The sequence below is a fragment of the Terrabacter sp. 05T424 genome (genome assembly GCF_056396225.1).
Genome location: NZ_JBFTLB010000008.1, coordinates 66,276 through 84,526, shown reverse-complemented (window position 1 = coordinate 84,526; position 18,251 = coordinate 66,276). Strand labels below are relative to the sequence as shown.

The 18,251-nt window shown below is 71.1% G+C and carries 12 protein-coding genes; 5 read left to right on the top strand and 7 right to left on the bottom strand.

The genetic code is table 11. The features are described from left to right. Nucleotides 1-3: 3 nt before the first annotated feature. Nucleotides 4-1,218: an MFS transporter gene (locus AC1DE0_RS16890; protein WP_478102708.1), complete on the top strand. Its 1,215-nt coding sequence runs from the start codon at nucleotides 4-6 to the stop codon at nucleotides 1,216-1,218. Nucleotides 1,219-1,305: 87 nt separating this feature from the next. Here AC1DE0_RS16890 and AC1DE0_RS16885 read toward each other — a convergent pair whose 3' ends face one another. The 3 genes from AC1DE0_RS16885 to AC1DE0_RS16875 form a co-directional block, all read right to left on the bottom strand. Next, nucleotides 1,306-1,668: an MmcQ/YjbR family DNA-binding protein gene (locus AC1DE0_RS16885; RefSeq protein WP_478102706.1), complete on the bottom strand. Its 363-nt coding sequence runs from the start codon at nucleotides 1,666-1,668 to the stop codon at nucleotides 1,306-1,308. A 221-nt stretch (nucleotides 1,669-1,889) separates the two neighbouring features. Next, nucleotides 1,890-3,221, bottom strand: coding sequence for an MFS transporter (locus AC1DE0_RS16880; RefSeq protein WP_478102703.1), 1,332 nt, complete (start codon nucleotides 3,219-3,221; stop codon nucleotides 1,890-1,892). A gap of 16 nt (nucleotides 3,222-3,237) precedes the next feature. Continuing rightward, nucleotides 3,238-4,677: an NAD-dependent malic enzyme gene (locus AC1DE0_RS16875; protein WP_478102701.1), complete on the bottom strand. Its 1,440-nt coding sequence runs from the start codon at nucleotides 4,675-4,677 to the stop codon at nucleotides 3,238-3,240. Nucleotides 4,678-4,936: 259 nt separating this feature from the next. Between AC1DE0_RS16875 and AC1DE0_RS16870 the strand changes: the two genes are divergently transcribed. Together AC1DE0_RS16870 and AC1DE0_RS16865 are read left to right on the top strand one after the other, a co-directional pair. Further along, the gene (locus AC1DE0_RS16870) at nucleotides 4,937-7,384 is read left to right on the top strand and encodes an HAD-IC family P-type ATPase (RefSeq protein WP_478102699.1); all 2,448 of its coding nucleotides are present in this window, start codon (nucleotides 4,937-4,939) and stop codon (nucleotides 7,382-7,384) included. Nucleotides 7,385-7,509: 125 nt separating this feature from the next. Then, nucleotides 7,510-8,940, top strand: coding sequence for an MFS transporter (locus AC1DE0_RS16865; protein WP_478102697.1), 1,431 nt, complete (start codon nucleotides 7,510-7,512; stop codon nucleotides 8,938-8,940). Here the strand turns inward: AC1DE0_RS16865 and AC1DE0_RS16860 are convergent. The 4 genes from AC1DE0_RS16860 to AC1DE0_RS16845 form a co-directional block, all read right to left on the bottom strand. Further along, complete coding sequence (locus AC1DE0_RS16860) at nucleotides 8,894-9,370, bottom strand: GNAT family N-acetyltransferase (RefSeq protein WP_478102693.1); 477 nt, start codon at nucleotides 9,368-9,370, stop codon at nucleotides 8,894-8,896. The genes AC1DE0_RS16865 and AC1DE0_RS16860 overlap by 47 nt on opposite strands. Next, nucleotides 9,367-10,500: a hypothetical protein gene (locus AC1DE0_RS16855; RefSeq protein ID WP_478102690.1), complete on the bottom strand. Its 1,134-nt coding sequence runs from the start codon at nucleotides 10,498-10,500 to the stop codon at nucleotides 9,367-9,369. The genes AC1DE0_RS16860 and AC1DE0_RS16855 overlap by 4 nt, the downstream gene beginning before the upstream one ends. Nucleotides 10,501-11,003: 503 nt before the next feature. Beyond that, on the bottom strand, nucleotides 11,004-13,292 hold the full coding sequence (locus AC1DE0_RS16850) for a hypothetical protein (protein ID WP_478102688.1): 2,289 nt from the start codon (nucleotides 13,290-13,292) through the stop codon (nucleotides 11,004-11,006). A gap of 98 nt (nucleotides 13,293-13,390) precedes the next feature. Next, nucleotides 13,391-14,050: a peptidoglycan-binding protein gene (locus AC1DE0_RS16845; protein ID WP_478102686.1), complete on the bottom strand. Its 660-nt coding sequence runs from the start codon at nucleotides 14,048-14,050 to the stop codon at nucleotides 13,391-13,393. A gap of 994 nt (nucleotides 14,051-15,044) precedes the next feature. Here AC1DE0_RS16845 and AC1DE0_RS16840 point away from each other — a divergent pair. Next, nucleotides 15,045-15,275 (top strand): hypothetical protein, encoded by a 231-nt coding sequence (locus AC1DE0_RS16840; RefSeq protein WP_478102684.1) that lies wholly within the window; start codon nucleotides 15,045-15,047, stop codon nucleotides 15,273-15,275. 69 nt (nucleotides 15,276-15,344) lie between these two features. Beyond that, nucleotides 15,345-18,200, top strand: a complete 2,856-nt coding sequence (locus AC1DE0_RS16835; RefSeq protein ID WP_478102682.1) for a helix-turn-helix transcriptional regulator — start codon at nucleotides 15,345-15,347, stop codon at nucleotides 18,198-18,200. Nucleotides 18,201-18,251 lie beyond the last annotated feature (51 nt).

The window sequence follows — 18,251 nt, the reverse complement described above, 5'->3', positions numbered from 1 at the left end:
ACCATGTGGCGCCAACCCAAGACCGTCTGGTCGATCGCCTTCGCCTGCGTGATCTCCTTCATGGGCATCGGCCTCGTCGACCCCATCCTCAAGCCGATCGCCGACGAGCTCGGCGCGGGCCCCTCCCAGGTGAGCCTGCTCTTCACCAGCTACCTCGCCGTCATGGGCGTCGCGATGCTCGGCACCGGCTGGGTGAGCAGCCGGGTCGGCGCCAAGCGCACCCTGCTGATCGGCCTCGCCCTGATCATCGTCGGCTCGGCCCTGGCCGGCAGCCAGGACACCGTCGGCGGCATCGTCGCCTTCCGCGCCCTCTGGGGTCTCGGCAACGCGCTCTTCATCGCGACCGCCCTCGCGACGATCGTCAACGCGGCATCCGGCTCGGTGAAGCAGGCGATCATCCTCTACGAGGCCGCTCTGGGTGTCGGCATCGCGACCGGCCCGCTGCTCGGCGGCTGGCTCGGCGGCATCTCGTGGCGCTGGCCGTTCTACGGCGTCGCCGTCCTCATGGCCGTCGCCTTCATCGCGACCGTGACGACGCTGCCGGCCACCCCGGCCGCCGCGCGCCCGACCTCGATCACCGCGCCGCTGAAGGCGCTCGGCCACCGGGGCCTGCTCACCGTCGGCATCACCGCGCTGCTCTACAACTTCGGCTTCTTCACGCTGCTGGCGTTCACGCCCTTCCCGCTCGCGATGGGCGCCCACGAGATCGGCTTCATCTTCTTCGGCTGGGGCCTGCTGCTCGCCATCACCTCGGTGTTCGTCGCGCCGATGGTGCAACGACGGTTCGGCACGATGGCCGGCATCGTCGGGGCCCTGCTCGGCTTCGCGGTGATCCTCGCCGCGATGGCCGTCTGGACCGAGAACAAGACTGTGCTCGTCATCGGCGTCATCCTCGCCGGCGCCTTCCTCGGCGTGAACAACACGCTCATCACCGAGACGGTCATGAAGGTCGCGCCGGTCGAGCGCGGCGTCGCGTCGGCGGCCTACAGCTTCGTCCGCTTCAGCGGTGGCGCCATCGCCCCTTGGCTTGCCGGGAACCTTGGCGAGAAGTCGATCCACCTCCCGTTCTGGGTCGGCTCGGTCGCCGTCCTGCTGGCCGTCGTCGTGCTGTCGACCGCGCGCCGCATCATCGGGGCGCTCGACGAGGCTCCCGGCCACGGCGCCGAGCCCGTCGCCTCGCAGGCAGAGGCCGAGGCCCTCACCGTCGGCGACGCCTGACCCCTCGAACCGAACGCGTCGTTCGGTGTCGAACTCACGGTTGTATCAGCGAGTTCGGCATCGAACGCCGCGTTCGCGCGTCAGGGCTCAGCTGATGAGGGCCTCGAGGTCGGTGTCGCCGCGTCGGCGCCGGCCTCCGCGGATGTCGTAGGAGTCGAGGAGGAGCTCGGCGAGCTCGCGCCGGTCCAGCCGGTCGAGACGGGCCCACAGGCTCACCCGGTAGCGGAACGTGTCGATGCGGACGAACGTGTCGCGACGCCCCGCGAGCGCCTTCTCCGTGTCCATCTCCCCCGTCCAGACCTGGACGAGCTCGCGCTCGTCGTCGTCCCAGCGCAGACGGACGAACGTATGCCGTCCGGCATACCAGGCGGGCGACCCCTCGTGGGCGACCCCGAGCTCAGCCCCGGGCAGCCGCCCTGCCATCTCGTCCACCTCGGCCCACGTCGCCATCGCGCCTCCTCCCTCGGCACGCTATCTCCGAGGGGCCCTCGAGTGGCCTCTGGACGTGCGCCGGGCAGCAAACTGTGGCCTCTCGACGTCGGCGGGGCCGCAGTCTGTGGCCTCTCGACGAGCGGGCGGCCGCAAACTTTGGCCACTCGAGGGTTGAGGGGGTTGAAGGGTGGGGCGTGGGGGTGGGGTGGGGCGTGGGGGGTGGGGCTGGGCGGTGAGCGTCAGTGGAAGGTGACGGAGCGGCCGGCCTGCATGGCGGCATACGCCTCGGGGTCGGCCTCGAGCGCGGCCTGCCGGGCCTTGCGCCGGTAGCGCAGGATCTGCACGATGCCGAGGGCCCACACGGGGTACTGCACCGTCATCGCGACCCGGAACGAGTCGACGCCCCACGTCGAGGGTCCAGCAGGGGCCACGCGGTCGAGCACGACACCGACGAGCGCCACCGCGGTCAGCGTCGCGATGAAGCCGCCCGTGTTGACGATGCCCGACGCGCTGCCGATGCGGGTCGGCGGGTTGAAGGTGCGCGCCACGTCGAAGCCGATCATCGACCCCGGACCACCCACGGCGATGAGCACCACGAGCGCGACGAGCAGCCACAACGGCGCCCGCCCCGGCCAGAGCAGCACGACGGTCCAGGCGAGGATCGCCGCCGCGACGATCCACAGCACGAGGGTGCTGCGCGAGAACGGGTAGCGCATGGTCAGCGTGCCGATGACCGGGCTCGAGACGACGGTCGTCACGACCATCACCATGAGCATGATGCTGGCCGTGGCGGGCGAGAGCCCCTGCCCCGCGACGAGGAACGGGAAGCCCCAGAGCATCGTGAACATGTTCGCGGCGAACTGCGACGTGAAGTGCGACCAGAGCCCGAGCCGAGTGCCGGGCACCAGCCAGGCCGACCGCAGCGTGCGGGCCACCGCCCTGAGCCGCAGCTCGTCGCGTCGCCGGTCGGCATACGGGCTGTCCTTGACCAGGATCACGAGCCCGATGCCGGTCACGACGCCGAAGGAGGCGGCGACGGCATACGACGGCGTCCACCCGAAGCGGTTGAGCGCCGCGGCCAGTGGGCCCGCGGAGGCGAACGCCCCGAGCTGCCCGAGCACTCCGGTCAGCTGGGTGACCATCGGCGTGCGCCGCGCCGAGAACCACAGGGCGACGAGGCGCAGCACCGAGATGAACACCATGGCGTCGCCGATGCCGAGCAGCACGCGGCACACCAGCGCCGCCTCGAACGAGTGGACGAACGCGAAGCCGAGCTGGGCCGCCGTGAGCAGGACAAGGCCGATGCCGAGCAGCTTCTTCGACCCGTAGCGGTCGAGCAGGGCCCCGACGGGCAGCTGCATCGCGGCGTAGACGAAGACCTGCACGATGGTGAAGGTCGACAGCTGCGAGCTGCTGATGCCGAAGCGCTCGGCGGCCTGGAGGCCGGCGACCCCGAGCGAGGTGCGGTGGAAGACGGCGAGGACGTAGACGGCGATCGCCGCCGCCCAGACCGCCCAGGCGCGGCGACCGTCGAGAGGGAAGCGTTGTCCGGGGTGGGTGGAGCTCGTCATCCGGTCAGGTCGTCCCTCAGTTGGCCCCGGTCATCGGGATGTTCTTGGCGGGCGCCTTGGGCACGCAGTCGACGATCGCCTTCGCGACGGTCTTGCTCATGTCGGGCTGGAAGACGCTGGGGATGATGTAGTTCGGGTTGAGCTGCTCGTCGGTGACGACGGACGCGATGGCGTCGGCGGCCTTGATGAGCATCTCGGTCGTCACGTCGGACGCGCGGGCGTCCAGCAGGCCGCGGAAGACACCGGGGAACGCGAGCACGTTGTTGATCTGGTTCGGGTAGTCGCTGCGGCCCGACGCGACGACGGTCGCCCGCTGCGTCGCCTCGTGGATGTCGACCTCGGGGTCGGGGTTGGCGAGCGCGAAGACGATGCGCTTGTCGGCCATCTCGTCGATCCAGTCGGGCTGCAGGATGCGCGGCGCGCTGACCCCGATGAAGACGTCGGCGCCCTGGAGGCCGTCACGCAGCGTGCCGGTGAGGCCGCGCGGGTTGGTCTTCTCGGCGAGCTCGCGCCACGCCGGTGTCAGCGAGTCGTCGGCCTTGTTGAGCAGGCCCGGCCGGTCGCTCACGGTGACGTCGGTGGCCCCGGCGGCGAGGAGCAGCTGGACGATGGCCGAGCCGGCCGCGCCGCCGCCCGACACGATGATGCGCGCGTCGGGCAGCTTCTTGTCGATGATGCGCAGCGCGTTCTTCAGCGCCGCGAGCACGACGATGGCGGTGCCGTGCTGGTCGTCGTGGAAGACCGGGATCGAGAGCCGCTCGCGCAGCTTGGCCTCGATCTCGAAGCACCGGGGCGCGGCGATGTCCTCGAGGTTGATGCCGCCGAAGCCGGGGGCGATGAGCTCGACGGTGCGCACGATCTCGTCGACGTCGGTGGTGTCGATGCAGATGGGCCACGCGTCGATGTCGGCGAAGCGCTTGAAGAGGGCGGCCTTGCCCTCCATGACGGGCAGCGCCGCCATCGGCCCGATGTTGCCGAGCCCGAGCACGGCCGTGCCGTCGGTGACGACCGCCACCGAGTTGCCCTTGATGGTGAGCCGCGGGACGTCCTCGGGGTGCTCGAACAGGGCCTGGCTCACGCGGCCGACACCGGGCGTGTAGGCCATCGCGAGGTCCTGGCGGTTGCGCAGGTTGACCTTGGACTCCACGGAGATCTTGCCGCCCAGGTGGAGCAGGAACACGCGGTCGGACACCTTGTGCACTCGCACGCCCTCGAGCGTCTCGACGGCGTCGACGATCTCGGTCGAGTGCTCGGCGTTGCTGGCGGAGCAGGTGAGGTCGATGACGAGCCGGTCGGGGTGCGAGTCGACGATGTCGAGGGCGGTCGTGATGCCGCCGACCTCCGCCACCTTGGTCGCCAACGTGCCGATGACGGCCGGGTCGGTGCCGGTGTGGATTCGCATCGTGATCGAGTAGGAGGCAGTGGTGGCGCGGGCACGTTGGATCGACTCAGTCACGGAGCAATCGTCCCACGATCCGAGAAACGCCCCGGCACACGTCCGCAGACCGATCAGTAACAAAGGTCCGGGTTCGCCGCCTCGTCACCCGCGGGCGTATGCCGTCCCGCCGACTCCCTTGGCGCCGTGCCCTTTCGGGCACTGAGCGGACAGCGAGCGGACGCCAGACGGATGATCACTCGAGGCACACCGAAGGCCCGACGCGCGCTCGCGGCACGAACGCGGCGCGGGCCGCCCGGCGGCATACGACAATGGGTGGGTGACCACCGCCGAGGACACCGCTCTGACACGGGCGTCCGGTCTGACCTCCGACGAGGTCGAGCAGCGCATCGCTCTCGGGGCAGTGAACCGGCTCTCGGAACGCACGTCCCGCTCGGTCGGCGAGATCGTCCGCGCCAACGTGCTGACCCGGTTCAACGCGATCCTCGGGGCGCTCTTCGTCCTCATCATGGTGACGGGGTCGTGGGCCGACGGGCTCTTCGGTCTCGTGCTCGTCGTCAACTCGGCGATCGGCATCACCCAGGAGTACCTCGCCAAGCGCAAGCTCGACCGGCTCGCACTGCTCAACGCCCCCACGACCCGCGTGGTGCGCGACGGCGAGGTGCGCGTCGTGCCCACCACGGCGGTCGTGCAGGACGACCTCATCGAGCTGCGCACGGGAGACGAGGTGCCCGCCGACGGGCCGCTGGTCACGAGCGCCGGGCTCGAGCTCAACGAGGCCAACCTCACCGGGGAGTCCGACCCCGTGGCGCACGACGAGGGTGACGAGATCATGTCGGGAACGAGCGTCGTCGCCGGGTCCGGGCGCTACCACGCACGCCACGTCGGCGCCGACGCGTACGTCAACCGGATCGCCGCCGACGCGCGTCGGTTCACCCGCACCCGCTCGGAGATCCAGGAGTCGATCAACACGCTCCTGCGCTACATCACGTGGGTCATCGCGGCCGCCCTGCCGATCGCGATCTGGTCGCAGTGGCGCACCGTCGGCGACCACGGCTGGCAGCAGGTCGTCATCCGCTCCGCCGCGGGCGTGGTCGGACTCGTGCCCGAGGGTCTCGTCCTGCTCACCTCGGTGGCGTTCCTCCTGTCCGCCGTGCAGCTGACCCGCCGCAACGTGCTCGTGCAGCAGCTGCCCGCCGTCGAGGGCTTGGCCCGCGTCGACGTCGTCTGCCTCGACAAGACCGGAACGCTCACTGCCGGCGAGATCGCGTACGACGGCGCCGAACCCCTCGCCGGGCAGGACGTCGACGAGATCCGTGGTGCGCTGGGCGCGCTCGCCGACGACCCGAATGCCAACGGCACGCTGACCGCGGTTGCCGCGGTGCTCGCCTCACCCGGTTGGGAGCGCACCCGCACCATCTCGTTCAACTCGGCCCGCAAGTGGAGTGCAGCCTGCTTCACTGCGCACGCGACGTGGGTGCTCGGCGCCCCCGAGGTGCTGCTCGCGGCCGACCCGCAGCCCAGCCCGCCGGAGGTGATCGAGGCCATCCGCTCGCGGGTCGCCGAGCTCGCCGCAACCGGTCGGCGCGTCGTGCTCCTGGCCCGCAGCGACGTCGACCTCACCGACCCGACGCTGCCGCCCGACATCACCCCGGCCGCCCTCGTCACCCTCACCGAGCAGGTGCGACCCGACGCCCGCGAGACGCTCGCCTACTTCGCCGATCAGGACGTCGCGATCAAGGTCATCTCGGGTGACAACCCGGTGACCGTGGCCGCCGTCGCCCGCGAGGTCGGGCTCGAGGCCGGCGAGCCGGTCGACGCGCGAACGCTCCCCGACGACGTCGACGTGCTGCGCGAGGTGCTCGCCCGCGGGACGGTCTTCGGCCGCGTCACGCCCGAGCAGAAGCGGGCGTTCGTGCACGCCCTCCAGGCCGACGGGCACGTCGTCGCGATGACCGGCGACGGGGTCAACGACGCGCTCGCCCTCAAGGACGCCGACATCGGGGTCGCCATGGGCAACGGCGCGCAGGCGACCAAGGCCGTGGCCGAGCTGGTCCTGCTCGACGGGAAGTTCTCGCACCTGCCGGACGTCCTCGCCGAGGGGAGGCGGGTCATCGGCAACGTCGAGCGGGTCGCCAACCTCTTCGTCGCCAAGAACGCGATGAGCCTCGTCGCGATCCTCGCCGCCGCGCTCGCCTCGCTGCCGTTCCCGTTCCTGCCGCGGCACCTGACGCTGGTCTCCGCGGTGACGATCGGGATCCCCGCCTTCTTCCTCGCCCTGGGACCCAACCGGCGCCGTTACCTGCCGGGCTTCCTCGGGCGGATCCTCCGGTTCGCCGTGCCGTCCGGGGCCGTGGCCGGGCTGGCCGTGATCGCGTCCTACCTGCTCGCCGGCAGCGGCTACGGCGTGCCGCGAGACCAGTTCACGGCCCGGTGCGCGGTCGAGGAGGGCGGCCGGACCGTGGCCGACGTCGCCTGCTGGCAGCCCGGCAGCGGAGCCACGATCACGCTGCTGACCGTCTTCTTCTGGATCCTGGTGGTGCTCGCCCGCCCGTTCCTGGTCTGGAAGGCAGCGCTCGTCGCCGCCATGGTGGGGCTCGCCGTGGTGGCGTTCGTCGTGCCGCCCGCCGCGCAGTTCTTCAACCTCGACGCGCCGTCGGCGCTCGTGTGGCAGTCGCTGGCCATCGGGCTCGTCGGCGCGGCGCTCGTCGAGGGCGTCTACCGGGTCTCACCCTCGGTGCGACAGGCGCACCACGTGCCCGACTGACGCTGGACGGGGCGGCCGGGGCCACGCCGTACACTGGGACCTGCACAGGGATCCGGCGTGACCTGATGGGCGGGTAGTCACGCACTCGTCGTCGCGCACCCCGCGACCAGATCCGGAGCCGCCCCGTGTCCCCCATCGACTCGTACCGTCACCTCTTCGGCCTGACCGGCCGCACGTACATCGTCGTCGCCTTCCTCGCCCGTATGCCGCTCGCGATGAGCCAGCTCGGCACCCTCCTGCTCGTGTCCGCCGCCACCGGCAGCTACGGCGCCGGCGGCTTCTGCGCGGGCGCGCTCGCCGTCGCCAACGCGGCCGGCGCCCCGTTCTGGGGAGCCCGCGCCGACCGGCTCGGCCAGCGTCGGGTCGTCGCGGTCCAGTCGCTCGCCGGGGCGGCCGGGCTCGTCGCCAGCCTCCTCGTCGTCAACGCCGGGTTCCCTTGGGGCGCAGCCGCCGTCGCGAGCGCCGCCACCGGTCTGCTGCTCCCGCAGATCGGCCCGCTCGCCCGCGTCCGCTGGCGTCCGATCACGGCCGAGACGGGTTCGCGCCAGCACCGCCTCGTCGACGCGGCCTTCTCCTACGAGGGGGCCGCCGACGAGGCATCGTTCGTGCTCGGCCCGGCTCTCGTCGGCCTCGGCGTCTCCATCGCGAGCCCCACGGCCGCACTGGCGCTCGCGGCGCTCGGCCTGGGGGTCTTCGGCACCTGGTTCGCCCTGCACGAGACCGCAACCGTCACGCACGCCGCGACGTCGGGGGACGCTGCCGCCGTCGGCAGACTCATGACACCGGCGCTCGTCGTGCTGTGCCTCGCGCAGGTTCTCGTCGGCACCGTCTTCGGCTCCGTGCAGACGGGCACGTCGGTCCTCGCCACGGCGGCCGGCAGCGCCGGAGCGACCGGCTACTTCCACGCCCTGCTCGGGGTCGGCAGCGTGCTCGCCGGCCTTGCCGTGGCGGGCCTGCCGGAGCGCTTCGCCCTGCCGACTCGCCTCCGCTGGTTCGCCGTGGGCCTGCTCGTGCTGTCGGCGCCGCTGCTGCTCGTCGGCTCCCTGCCCGCGCTGGTTCCAGTGCTCCTCGTGCTCGGCTGCACGGTCGCGCCCTACATGATCACGACGTTCACCCTCGGCGAGCGCGTCACGCCCGCGTCACGCACCGGCGCAGCCATGACGGCGCTGGCCGCCGCCACGGGCCTGGGCTATGCCATCGGGGCAGCTGCGGCAGGACGGCTCGCCGACTGGGGCGGTCACACCCCGCGGTCACACCCCGGCGTATGCCGTCACCGTCGTCGCCGGGGCGGCGGCCGTCATCCTGTCGTGGTCCTGCGCACCCATCCTCACCGCAGCCACTGCCGAGCGCACCGCTCCCCCGGCCGCCGTCGACTGACCGCTCGACCCAACCGGCGCCACGGCCCCCGAACCGTCGGCCAGCGGCCCACCACCACGCCAGTTCCGGCGCCACGGCCCCCAAACCGTCGGCGCGGGAGTCTCGCCCGGGCTGAGTTGGCGCGCGTTCGGGTCAGCGGGGGAGGCGGAGGCGCATCGCGGGCCAGGCCGTACGCGTGAAGCCGAGCTCCTCGTAGAGGCCGGCGCCTTCACCCGTCGCGAAGAGCTCGACGACGCTCGCCGCAGTCTCGTCACGCATCCAGTCCAGCACCCCGACGACACAGGCCCGGGCCAGACCCTGCCGTCGCGCCTCCGGCTGGGTCGCGACGCTGTTGACCAGACCCCAGATGCCGTTGGGGTTCACCGGCGACGGCGTCTCGAAGCGCAGCGCACCCATCGCGCCGGCAACGACCCGAGCGTCGGGGGTCTCCGCCACGACCACCCGGACGTGCGGCCCACCGAGCTCGCGCCCGAACCACGCGGTCGCGGCCGCCCGCCAGTCGGGGTCGTCGACACCGGGAACCCCCATGGCCGAGAACATCAGCGCGCGCAGCTCGACCACCGCCGCGACGTCGGCCGCGCTCGCACGCCGCACCGTGAACTCGGTCATCGGACCACACCACCGGCGAAGGCAGGTGCCAGGGGAACGGGCGCGGCGGCATACCTGGTCGTGACAGCCTCGGCGAGGCGCCCGGCGAGCTCGGCGAGCTCGGGGATCGCCCGACCTGCTGAGGCGGTGCGCAGGAAGCGGAGAGTCCGGTCGGGCATCCGCGGCATCGGCTTCACGGGGTTGGTCGGCGCTGGCTCACCGTCGACGAGCGGACCGAGGCACCAGCTGCCGGCCAGCCAAGCCCAGGCCTCTGTTGCGAGGTCGAGATCGTGGTCGAAGTCCGTGCCGGCGACCTCGGGCCAGGTCTGGGCGACGGACCCACGCCAGCGGTCGAGGGCCGCCTGCGCTGCCGCCGCATCGAGGGACCACGCGCACCAGCACGTCGGCCAGGGCACGCGCAGGTAGGAGGCGTCCCAGGCGATCGGCCGCCACAGCGCCCACTCGAAGTCGAGCAGAGCGAGGCCGGCGTCGGTGACGAGGTTGTTGTCCGGGCACATGTCGGCCGCCGAGAGGCTCGCCGCGTCGACCCGGAAGCGGCGCGGCACCGACTCGAGCACCGCGAAGGCCCCGGACGCCACCTCGAGCCCGAGCGTCGCGGCCAGCCGCCCCCACTCTGTCACGGCGTCCGCGAGCTGCGCGGGCAGGTAGTCGAGCACCAGCGGCTCGTCGGAGCGGGAGCCGACCCCGGCCACGAACGCGTCTCGCACCGACTGACCGGCAACGTGCAGTCCCGCCACGGCGTCCGCCCAGCCGACCAGCCCGCCTGCAGCACGCTCGGCATCGGCGGCCAGGAGCGCGTCGGCCAGGTGGCTGCCCTCGCCGAGGTCCCCCATCACGACGAGCCGCGGGTCGGCGCTCTCGGCGACGAGGCGTGGCGTGCGGGCACGCCCTGCCAGCGCGGCCAGCGCCGACGCCTCACGCGCGAAGGTCTCGGCCCCCTGCTCGCCCAGGTAGCGTTTGACCACGTATGTGTGCGCGGCCTCGTCCGTCACCCGCACCACGAGCGTGCGCCGGCTTCCGGGGAAGGGCGCGCCCACGGCCCTCAGCCTCGTCCGGAGCAGGCTCGAGGCGACCTCGAGCGTCTCCTGCACAAGGTGCGAGCGCTCGTCGTCAGGGATGGGGGACGTCACCGGGTCACTGTGCCAGACGCGTCCGACTGTCCACCCGACACCGAGGCGGGACCGGAGCAAGGCCGGGTGTCCGGTCTGCTCCGGAACGCATCAGGCGATATCGGGCGAACTCGACCTTGGGCCAGGAAGCGAAATATTGCCGACAATTTCACCGAAACCCGTTACACCGGGGCAGAGATTGACTAACGTCCCTTCTGTAACACCCCCACGGCTGGCACGCACCCCCCCATCCGCACCAGCCTCGAAGGAGCCCACCTGCGCGCGCGGGTCGGGCTCCTTCGCCTGTCCCGTCCGAGTCGCACCCACGGACGAGAGGCTCCCCGAAGTCCCGCTGCACGTTCCGGTTCGTCCAGACGGGAGCTGACGGCGGGCGATCATGCTCGCTGTCACGCACGCGAGGGCCTCGGGCGACGCCCATCGCGCCGAAGGTCGGCTCCGCCCAGAGGCCCATCCATCGAGGGGTGGGCGAGGGGTGGGCGCAGGCGCGGCTGCGCGGGGTCGCTCTACTGCGTGGTGGTCGTGTCCGCGGCTGGCGTCGACGGGATGGCGCTGGGCGTTTCTGAAGTGCTGCCGGTGGGCGACGGTGGCGCCGTCGTCGAGTACGTCGTTCTCGGCGTCGTGGCAGAGGGTGACGGCAGCACAGTGGCGGTGTCCGTCGGGCCAGCCCCGGTGGTGGGGCTGCCACTCGGTCCGGGCGCTGGTGTCGGCGCAGTCGTGGATGGTGTCGGCGCCGTGCTGGGTGTTGACGTGGCCGGTTCGTTGGCAACGAGGGCCCGGACCTGGTTCTCGTAGTCGAGGAGCCTGGCCCGGATCTGGTCGAGGGGCAGGGCCTCGATGGTGCTCGCGAATGCTGCGATCTGCTGCCACAGCGCGTCGAGGCGCTGCTTGGTCGCGGGGGTCGGCTCGCCCGGCAGAGTGAGGACGAACTGCTGCGCCAACGCATAGGTCACGCACTGCGCACAGGAGTAGTTGACGGCGCCGGAGACGTTCTGCGGTATCGCCACGTGCGCATCACCGGTGATGAGCACGACCTGGAAGGCGACGGCCACGGTCTTGCACCCGCTGCAGCTGGCGAAGGCATAGGCCTCGTTGCTGTTCGTGACACTGCTGCCGTCGGCCCACACCAGTGCGAAGGCGACGTCGTAGAGCGTTGACCCGTCGGTCGTGTTGACGGCCAACGCCTGGTTGTCACCGGCACCGGGAGCACCGGGGCGGTTGAACGGGAAGACCCACGTCGGGCCGGTGTCGGCCCGGCCGCCCGAGCCAGTCTTGGGGACGAGCACGAGGGCGAGCTGGGGGTGGTCCTTGCTCGGCGGGGCCGAGGTCGAGGCCCACACGGAGCGCTGCCCCTCGATGATCTGACCGTCCGACATCGGAGGGGTGCGACCGGCGAAGCTCGCGGTCTGCAGTCCGTCGACGACGGTGCCCTTCTCGAAGGGCTGGACCGGACGGTAGCGGTTGGCGTCCGGCAACCAGGCCCAGGTGAGGCCGGCCGCGACGGCGACCACCAGCAGACCGGCCAGGGCGCGCCGGCCGGGGTGGTCAGCCGTTCGGCGCCAGAGGGCGGCGAGGACCGTCTTGACGAGGCGCGCGAGCACGATGAGGGAGCCGACCACCGGCAGGCAGACGGCCAGGATCGCGAGCAGCCTGACCGCGACGCCGGTGACGTCGCCGCCGGCCCAGTCGACCGCAAGAGCGTTCGCGTGCGTGAGCACGCTGCTCCAGGCTGTCCCCAGGACTCGAGGGAGCGCCACGACCATGAGCACGAGGGTCACGAGCAGCAGGGGCACGAGGACGAGCACCCAGGTGGTGACGACGACCTTGGCCCAACGCTTGAGCTCCGTCGCCGCCGCTTCGGGTTTGCGCCCGGGAACGAGGCTGCGGAGGGTCGGCCCGATGCGCGAGGAGAGGTCGGGGACCCCGGTTACGTCGGCGAGGACGTGGTAGCCGTCGAAGCGGACCATGGGCGCCAGCTGACGGACCATCTGGAGCAGCTGGGCCGCGAGGATGAGCAGCAAGGCATCCCAGCGCGTGGCGAACCAGACGACGAACATCGCCACGGTCGTGAGCGCGTTGAAGTAGAGCCCCCCGAGGTCCACCCGCAGGCGGCCTCCGCGGCCCAGACGGTAGCTGTCGGTGACGTCGGTGTAGAAGGCGGGCCACACGAGGTACAGGCCGGTCCCCATGGCACCGGGAGTCGCGCCGCCGTAGCGGCAGGCCGAGGCGTGGCCGAACTCGTGGAAGCCGGCGGAGAGGATCGTGATGACGAAGACGAGGAGCAGCAGCAGCGGCTGGTCGAACGCCTGGTGGGTGGCCGAGGCGAGTCCCTTCGTGAAGAGGACCCAGCCGGAGATGACCGCGAAGGCGACGAGGACGACCACGACCACGATGGGTGCGAACAGGGCGGCGAAGGGCGCGGTCACCCGGCGGGTCACCGCGGGATCGGAGACCACCCACCGAAAACGCAGGGCAAGGAGCGGGTTCGCCCTCTTCACCTGCGGTTCGGACCCGTCAGCCCCGCGCACCAGGCCGAGCGGCCGCAGCCGGGACTCGGTGAGCTGATGCACGTCCTGCCCTGCCAGGCGCCGCCCGTATGCCGTGCTGACCTCCTCGGCCACCTGGGCATAGGTCCGCCGTCCGTCGATCGCCCCGAGCACCAGGTAGAGCAGCGGCGTGAGCTGCACCGTCTGGCCGTCAGCGCGGCGGACCAGCGAAGGCGGGTTGCGATATCCGGACCCGGTCGGGGTCCCGAGCAGCTCGATGCCTGTGGCCCGTGCCGGCGGTCCCGTCAAGGCGCCGGTGTCGGCGGACGGCCGTGCCGCAGGGTCGGAAGCGGTGTCCGGCGCGGAAGGCCCGCCGTCCGCCGACGTGAGAGTCACAGTCGGGCTGTCTACTGCTGGATCTGCGAGGTCTGGTCGGCCGTGGCCTGAGCGGTCCCAGTGAGGTGCTGGGTGATGGAGCCCTGCTGATCGGCGATGGACGTCGCCTCGGAGCCCACTGAACCGATGTTGGCCGAGACGGAGGCGTTGATCGGTGCAGCGACGTTCGCGTTCGCTGCGACCGCCCCGTCGATCGGGGCCGCCAACTTGGCGTCCGCGGACGCATTGACGTCGATGTTGAGCAGGTCGCCGCTGAGCGCCGAGGACGACGTCGGCGCCGTGCTGGGGGCGGGTGCCGGTGTGGTCGACGGGGCGGCAGCGCCGGGGTCGGTCGTCCCGGCACTGGGGGTCGACTGGTCGATCGAGCTGTGCTGGGGCGCATGCGCGACCGCGGAGCCGGAGAGCTCCTGGTCGATGTTCACGCCTTGGTGGGCAACGGCGGCGTCCGCGGAACCCACGGAGAGGATGTTGGCACCGACGGCTCCGTTGATCGGAGCCGCCACGTTGGCGTTGGCGGCCACTCCGAGATCGATCGGAGCCGCGACGTCGAGCGCGAGGTTCAGGTCAGCATTCAGGTCGAGAAGCGACATCACCTCCTTGTCGGGCAGTGCGGTCCCTCCTTCGGCGGCGAGTTCCTCAGCGGACACGGCTGGCAAGTCGGCTTCGCTCATTGGACGCTCCATTCGGCACACACGTGCCCGTCGACAGAATCAGCGTTCGGCTCATACCCACGCAAATCGTCCCGCAATCCGACCGGCGCCACCGCACTGCGTGCAGGCCGGGATCCCGCCGGTGGTGCGCCTTCGGACACCCGTCTCCTGTGCGCCCGAAGCTCGTCCGGCGCAGTCTGGGGGACCTGTGGTCGTCGCGGGCAGGGGAAAGGCCCCCGACTCTGGCGAGAAAGGGGCCTGACCTGTGGTTGTGCATGGAGCCGCTTATCGGAATCGAACCGATGACCTATTCATTACGAGCGCTGTGAGCCAGCCGTGCGACTCTCGTGCCCGCCGGAATCGGAGTCCACAGGCGTCCACAGACCGCCGGTCGGATGCTCCGTGATGGATGGCCAGTTAGATGTACGAACGCAGGCTTGGACGCCTCAGCGCCCGTGATGCTCGCGACACATGTCGGCTAAGAGATCTAAGGGAACCGTCGGAACAGCCCTCCCGCGTTGCGCACCAACTGCTGGACCTGGGCATCAGCAGCAGATCCGGGCCGGACCTAGCGTCGGGCATGCTCGTGCTTTGAGAAGCCCGATCGATCGCCTGCGGCAGCGTCGAGAATTGTCTCGACAGAAACGAGCTCTCGGCGACTGCCCCCTGCCGTCATCCCTGGTCTGAGCACGTCGGCCATGGGAACGACAGTGACGGCATGTGTAGCGAGTGCGCCTACGAGTTCGAGCACGATCGGCGGGAGACACCGGAGTCCGGATGCACCCGGAACGCGCCGTCACTCACCTGATCGCGGTATGTGTCCCTCTTTCCACGTGCTGGGCTTACACCTTGATCGCACGGCTTTGTTCGCGCTCGAGCGTCCTGATCACCGCTTAGGTCATGGGTAGCGAGAGGCGTGAAGTGTGGGACTTCTCCCGATGCGAGGGAGGGGAGCGGGGGCGAACTCTGGTGGTGGTGGCACTGAGGCCGCCGCACCAGATCAAGGAGATCTTTCATGACTGCTCGCCTGACCGCTGCGGGCCTGCTCGTGGCCGCCACGCTCACCGTCGCCCCGGCCGCTCACGGATCGCCGATCCATGAGGACCCGAGGGCCGGCACCGCCAGGGACACCAGGGTCGCGTCGCTCCTGCAAGCGCTACGCCTCGACTACGCCGCCACCCATCGGAGTGGAGTCCACAACGAGCTCGTGCTCATGCTCAACGACCCCGCTGGCGCGTTCCTCTGAATGCATTGACCCCTTCCGCCTACCCTTGACGGAAGGGGTCAAGCCGTCAGGACCGTCGGAGAGTGACCAGTGGCGCGAGCGTTCGACCTCCAGGAGCCCATCGGCAGGGACGAGGAGCTTGCCGAGGCCGACGGGCTGCTCCGCTCCGTGATGGGCAACGCCACTCCCGATGGGCACGCCAGTGCTTTGCTGCTCGGCGGTGACGCCGGCATGGGCAAGACCACCTTCGTGCACGCGGTGGGCTCTCGTGCATCGGCTCTGGGGCTCGGCTTCGGCGTGGGTCACTGCCTGGACCTTGCTACCGGGCCGCCGTTCGGGCCCGTGGTGGAAGCGCTTCGGACGCTGGTGCGCTCCGGCGGCCCACACCGCGACGTACCGGCGTCGGTGGCCTGGCTCGCGGACGCCATCCCGGGAACCGCGCGCTCACTGGAAGAGCTGCTGGCGGCCGCCGAGGCTCTCGCCGAAGCCGCTCCGTTCGTGCTCGTCCTCGAGGACGTGCACTGGGCCGACAAGTCGGTGCGCAGCTGGGCGATCGCTCTCGTCCGGACCTGCCGCGCGCCGCTGATCCTGGGACTGACCTTCCGCACCGAAGAGCTAGGTCGCGAGCACCCGCTCCGGCCGGTCCTCGTGGAACTAGCTCGGACGCCGGGCACGTTGCGCCTGGAACTGCACGGACTGAGCGCCGGCCCAATCGCAGAGCTCGTTCGTCGACGCACCGGCCAGAACCTGACGCGGAGATCCATCCCGTCGCTGCTCACGCGCAGCGGCGGCAACCCGCTCTTCGTGGAAGAGCTGCTCGACGAGGAGGACGGCATCCCCGTGCTCTTGCACGACCTCTTGCTGCGGCACGTCGACCGACTCCCGGCCGTGCCGAGACGCCTGGCCCAGCTTGCGTCGGCCGGTGGCACCATCGTCGACCTCGACCTGCTGCAGGACGCGAGCGAGCTGAGTCCCGACGAGTACGCGGCGGCGCTGCAGGCTCTGCTGGACGCGAACGTTCTCGTACGACGGGGCGATGTCTTCTCATTCCGTCACGCCCTGCTGCGCGAGGCAGTCTCCGCTGATCTGCTCCCCTCGCAACGCGCGCAGCTGCACGCGGCCTACGCCCGAGCGCTGACCGCCAGGGTCGAGGCCGGCGCTGCCGCGCAACGCTGGCAGTACGGCGCGGCGCTGGCGCTGCACGCCTACGCCGCACATGACCTGCCCTTGGCTTTCGACGCCTCGGTGTGGGCCGGTCTGGCGGGCAAGCAGTTCGGCGCCGGGGCCGCGGCTGACCACTTCGAACGAGCCTTGGAGCTGTGGGACCAGGTCCCCGACGCCGGCGGTCGCTCCGGCTTGGCCCGCACCGACCTGCCGGTACTGGCCGCCAGAGTGCTCTACAGCGACGACCCGGAACGCGTGCACGCCCTGCTGCGCCAGGCCGTCGAGCTGCTCCCTGCCGGCGGTGACCCGCTTGCAGCCTGTCGCGTGTACACCGCGATCGTCAGCGAGTACAGCCAGATCTCCGGGGCCCTACCTCAGGCAGAGGCGCTGGACAAGGCCCTCGCACTCGCGGGAACCACCCCCAGCTGGGAGCTCGCGGAGGCTCTGGTGGCAGGCGCCTTTCACCAGCACCACATGAACGCGGTCGGCCCACAGCTCGACTTCGCCGAGCGGGCACTCGAGGTTGCGCTGTCGACAGGAGCAGCGGACGTCGTCCCCGAGGCCCGGTGGGGCGTGTTCAACGCGCTGTGGCAGCTCGGCCGGTGCGACGAGAGCCTCGCGGTGTTCAGGACGGCGGTGCGCGATGCCGAGCAGGCCGACCAGACCGGGGCTGCACTGGATCTCGCGAGCGAGCTCGCCTTCTACCTCCTGCTCCTCGGGCGGATCGACGAAGGGCTGACGCTGGCGCGACGGACCAGGTCCGCCGCCGAGCAGGCCGGTCTGCCCCGGTACGTGGCGTTCGCCGCCGAGCAGGAGGTGGAGTGGCTGGTCCGGGACGGCCAGCTGGCTGCGGCCGAGCAACTCTTCCGCGAGGCTTGTCTGCCCGGAGGGTCTGCGTTTCGCCAGGACTGGCTCCGCGTCTGGCTGATGCTCGCGCGCGGTGAGGGCGCCGCTGCACTCAAAGTCGAACAAGCGGCAGCCGCCGTGCACCCCGACCACCGGCTGACGCTCGACCACACGCCGCGGCTCATCGAGGCCTACGAGCAGGTGGACGACGTCGACGGCGTGCTCTGGACCACGGAGCGGCTGGTCCTCGAGCTCGCCGCCACCGACTCCCCCCTCCTGCAGGCCGGGCTCGCCGCCTACGGTTTCCGCGCCCAAGTCCTTGCCGCGAGGACCGGCGCCGAGCCCTCGGACGCCCTCACGCGGACGGCCAGTGCCGCGCTCGACTTCGCCCAGAGCCGCCTGTCCACGCAATGGGCAAGGAGCTGGTACGGGATGCAGCTGTGCAGCGCCGTGGCCTACAAGGCTCAGCTCGAAGGAGGACATGGGGTCGAGGAATGGCGCAGCGCGAGCGAACTGGCCGCCCGGCACGGCAGATACACGGCGCTTCGTCCGCGACTCGAGCTGGCCCGAGCCCTGCTCGAACACGGCGCACGCGAAGAGGGCAAAGAACTGCTCGTCACCATCTGGCACGAGGCCCGCGGGATCAGCGCCGGGTGGATCGAGCAACAAGCCGCCCAGGCCGCCCGACGATTCCGAGTCACCCTCCCTCTCGACGGTGGCGGCCCAGGCCCGCTGAACCGGCTCACGCCCCGAGAGCGTGAGGTCCTCGACCTCGTCGCTACCGGGGCGACCGACCGCGCCATCGCCTCCGCCCTCTTCATCACCGAAAAGACCGCCAGCGCCCACGTCGGACGCGTACTCACCAAGCTGGGCGTCCCCAACCGAGGACAGGCAGCCGCCCTCGCCCGCTCCAGCCGCGACCCCGACAGCGCCTAAGCGACTGACACGGATTCTAGAAGCTGCCTGGGTGCTTGCCGGATCGAAACT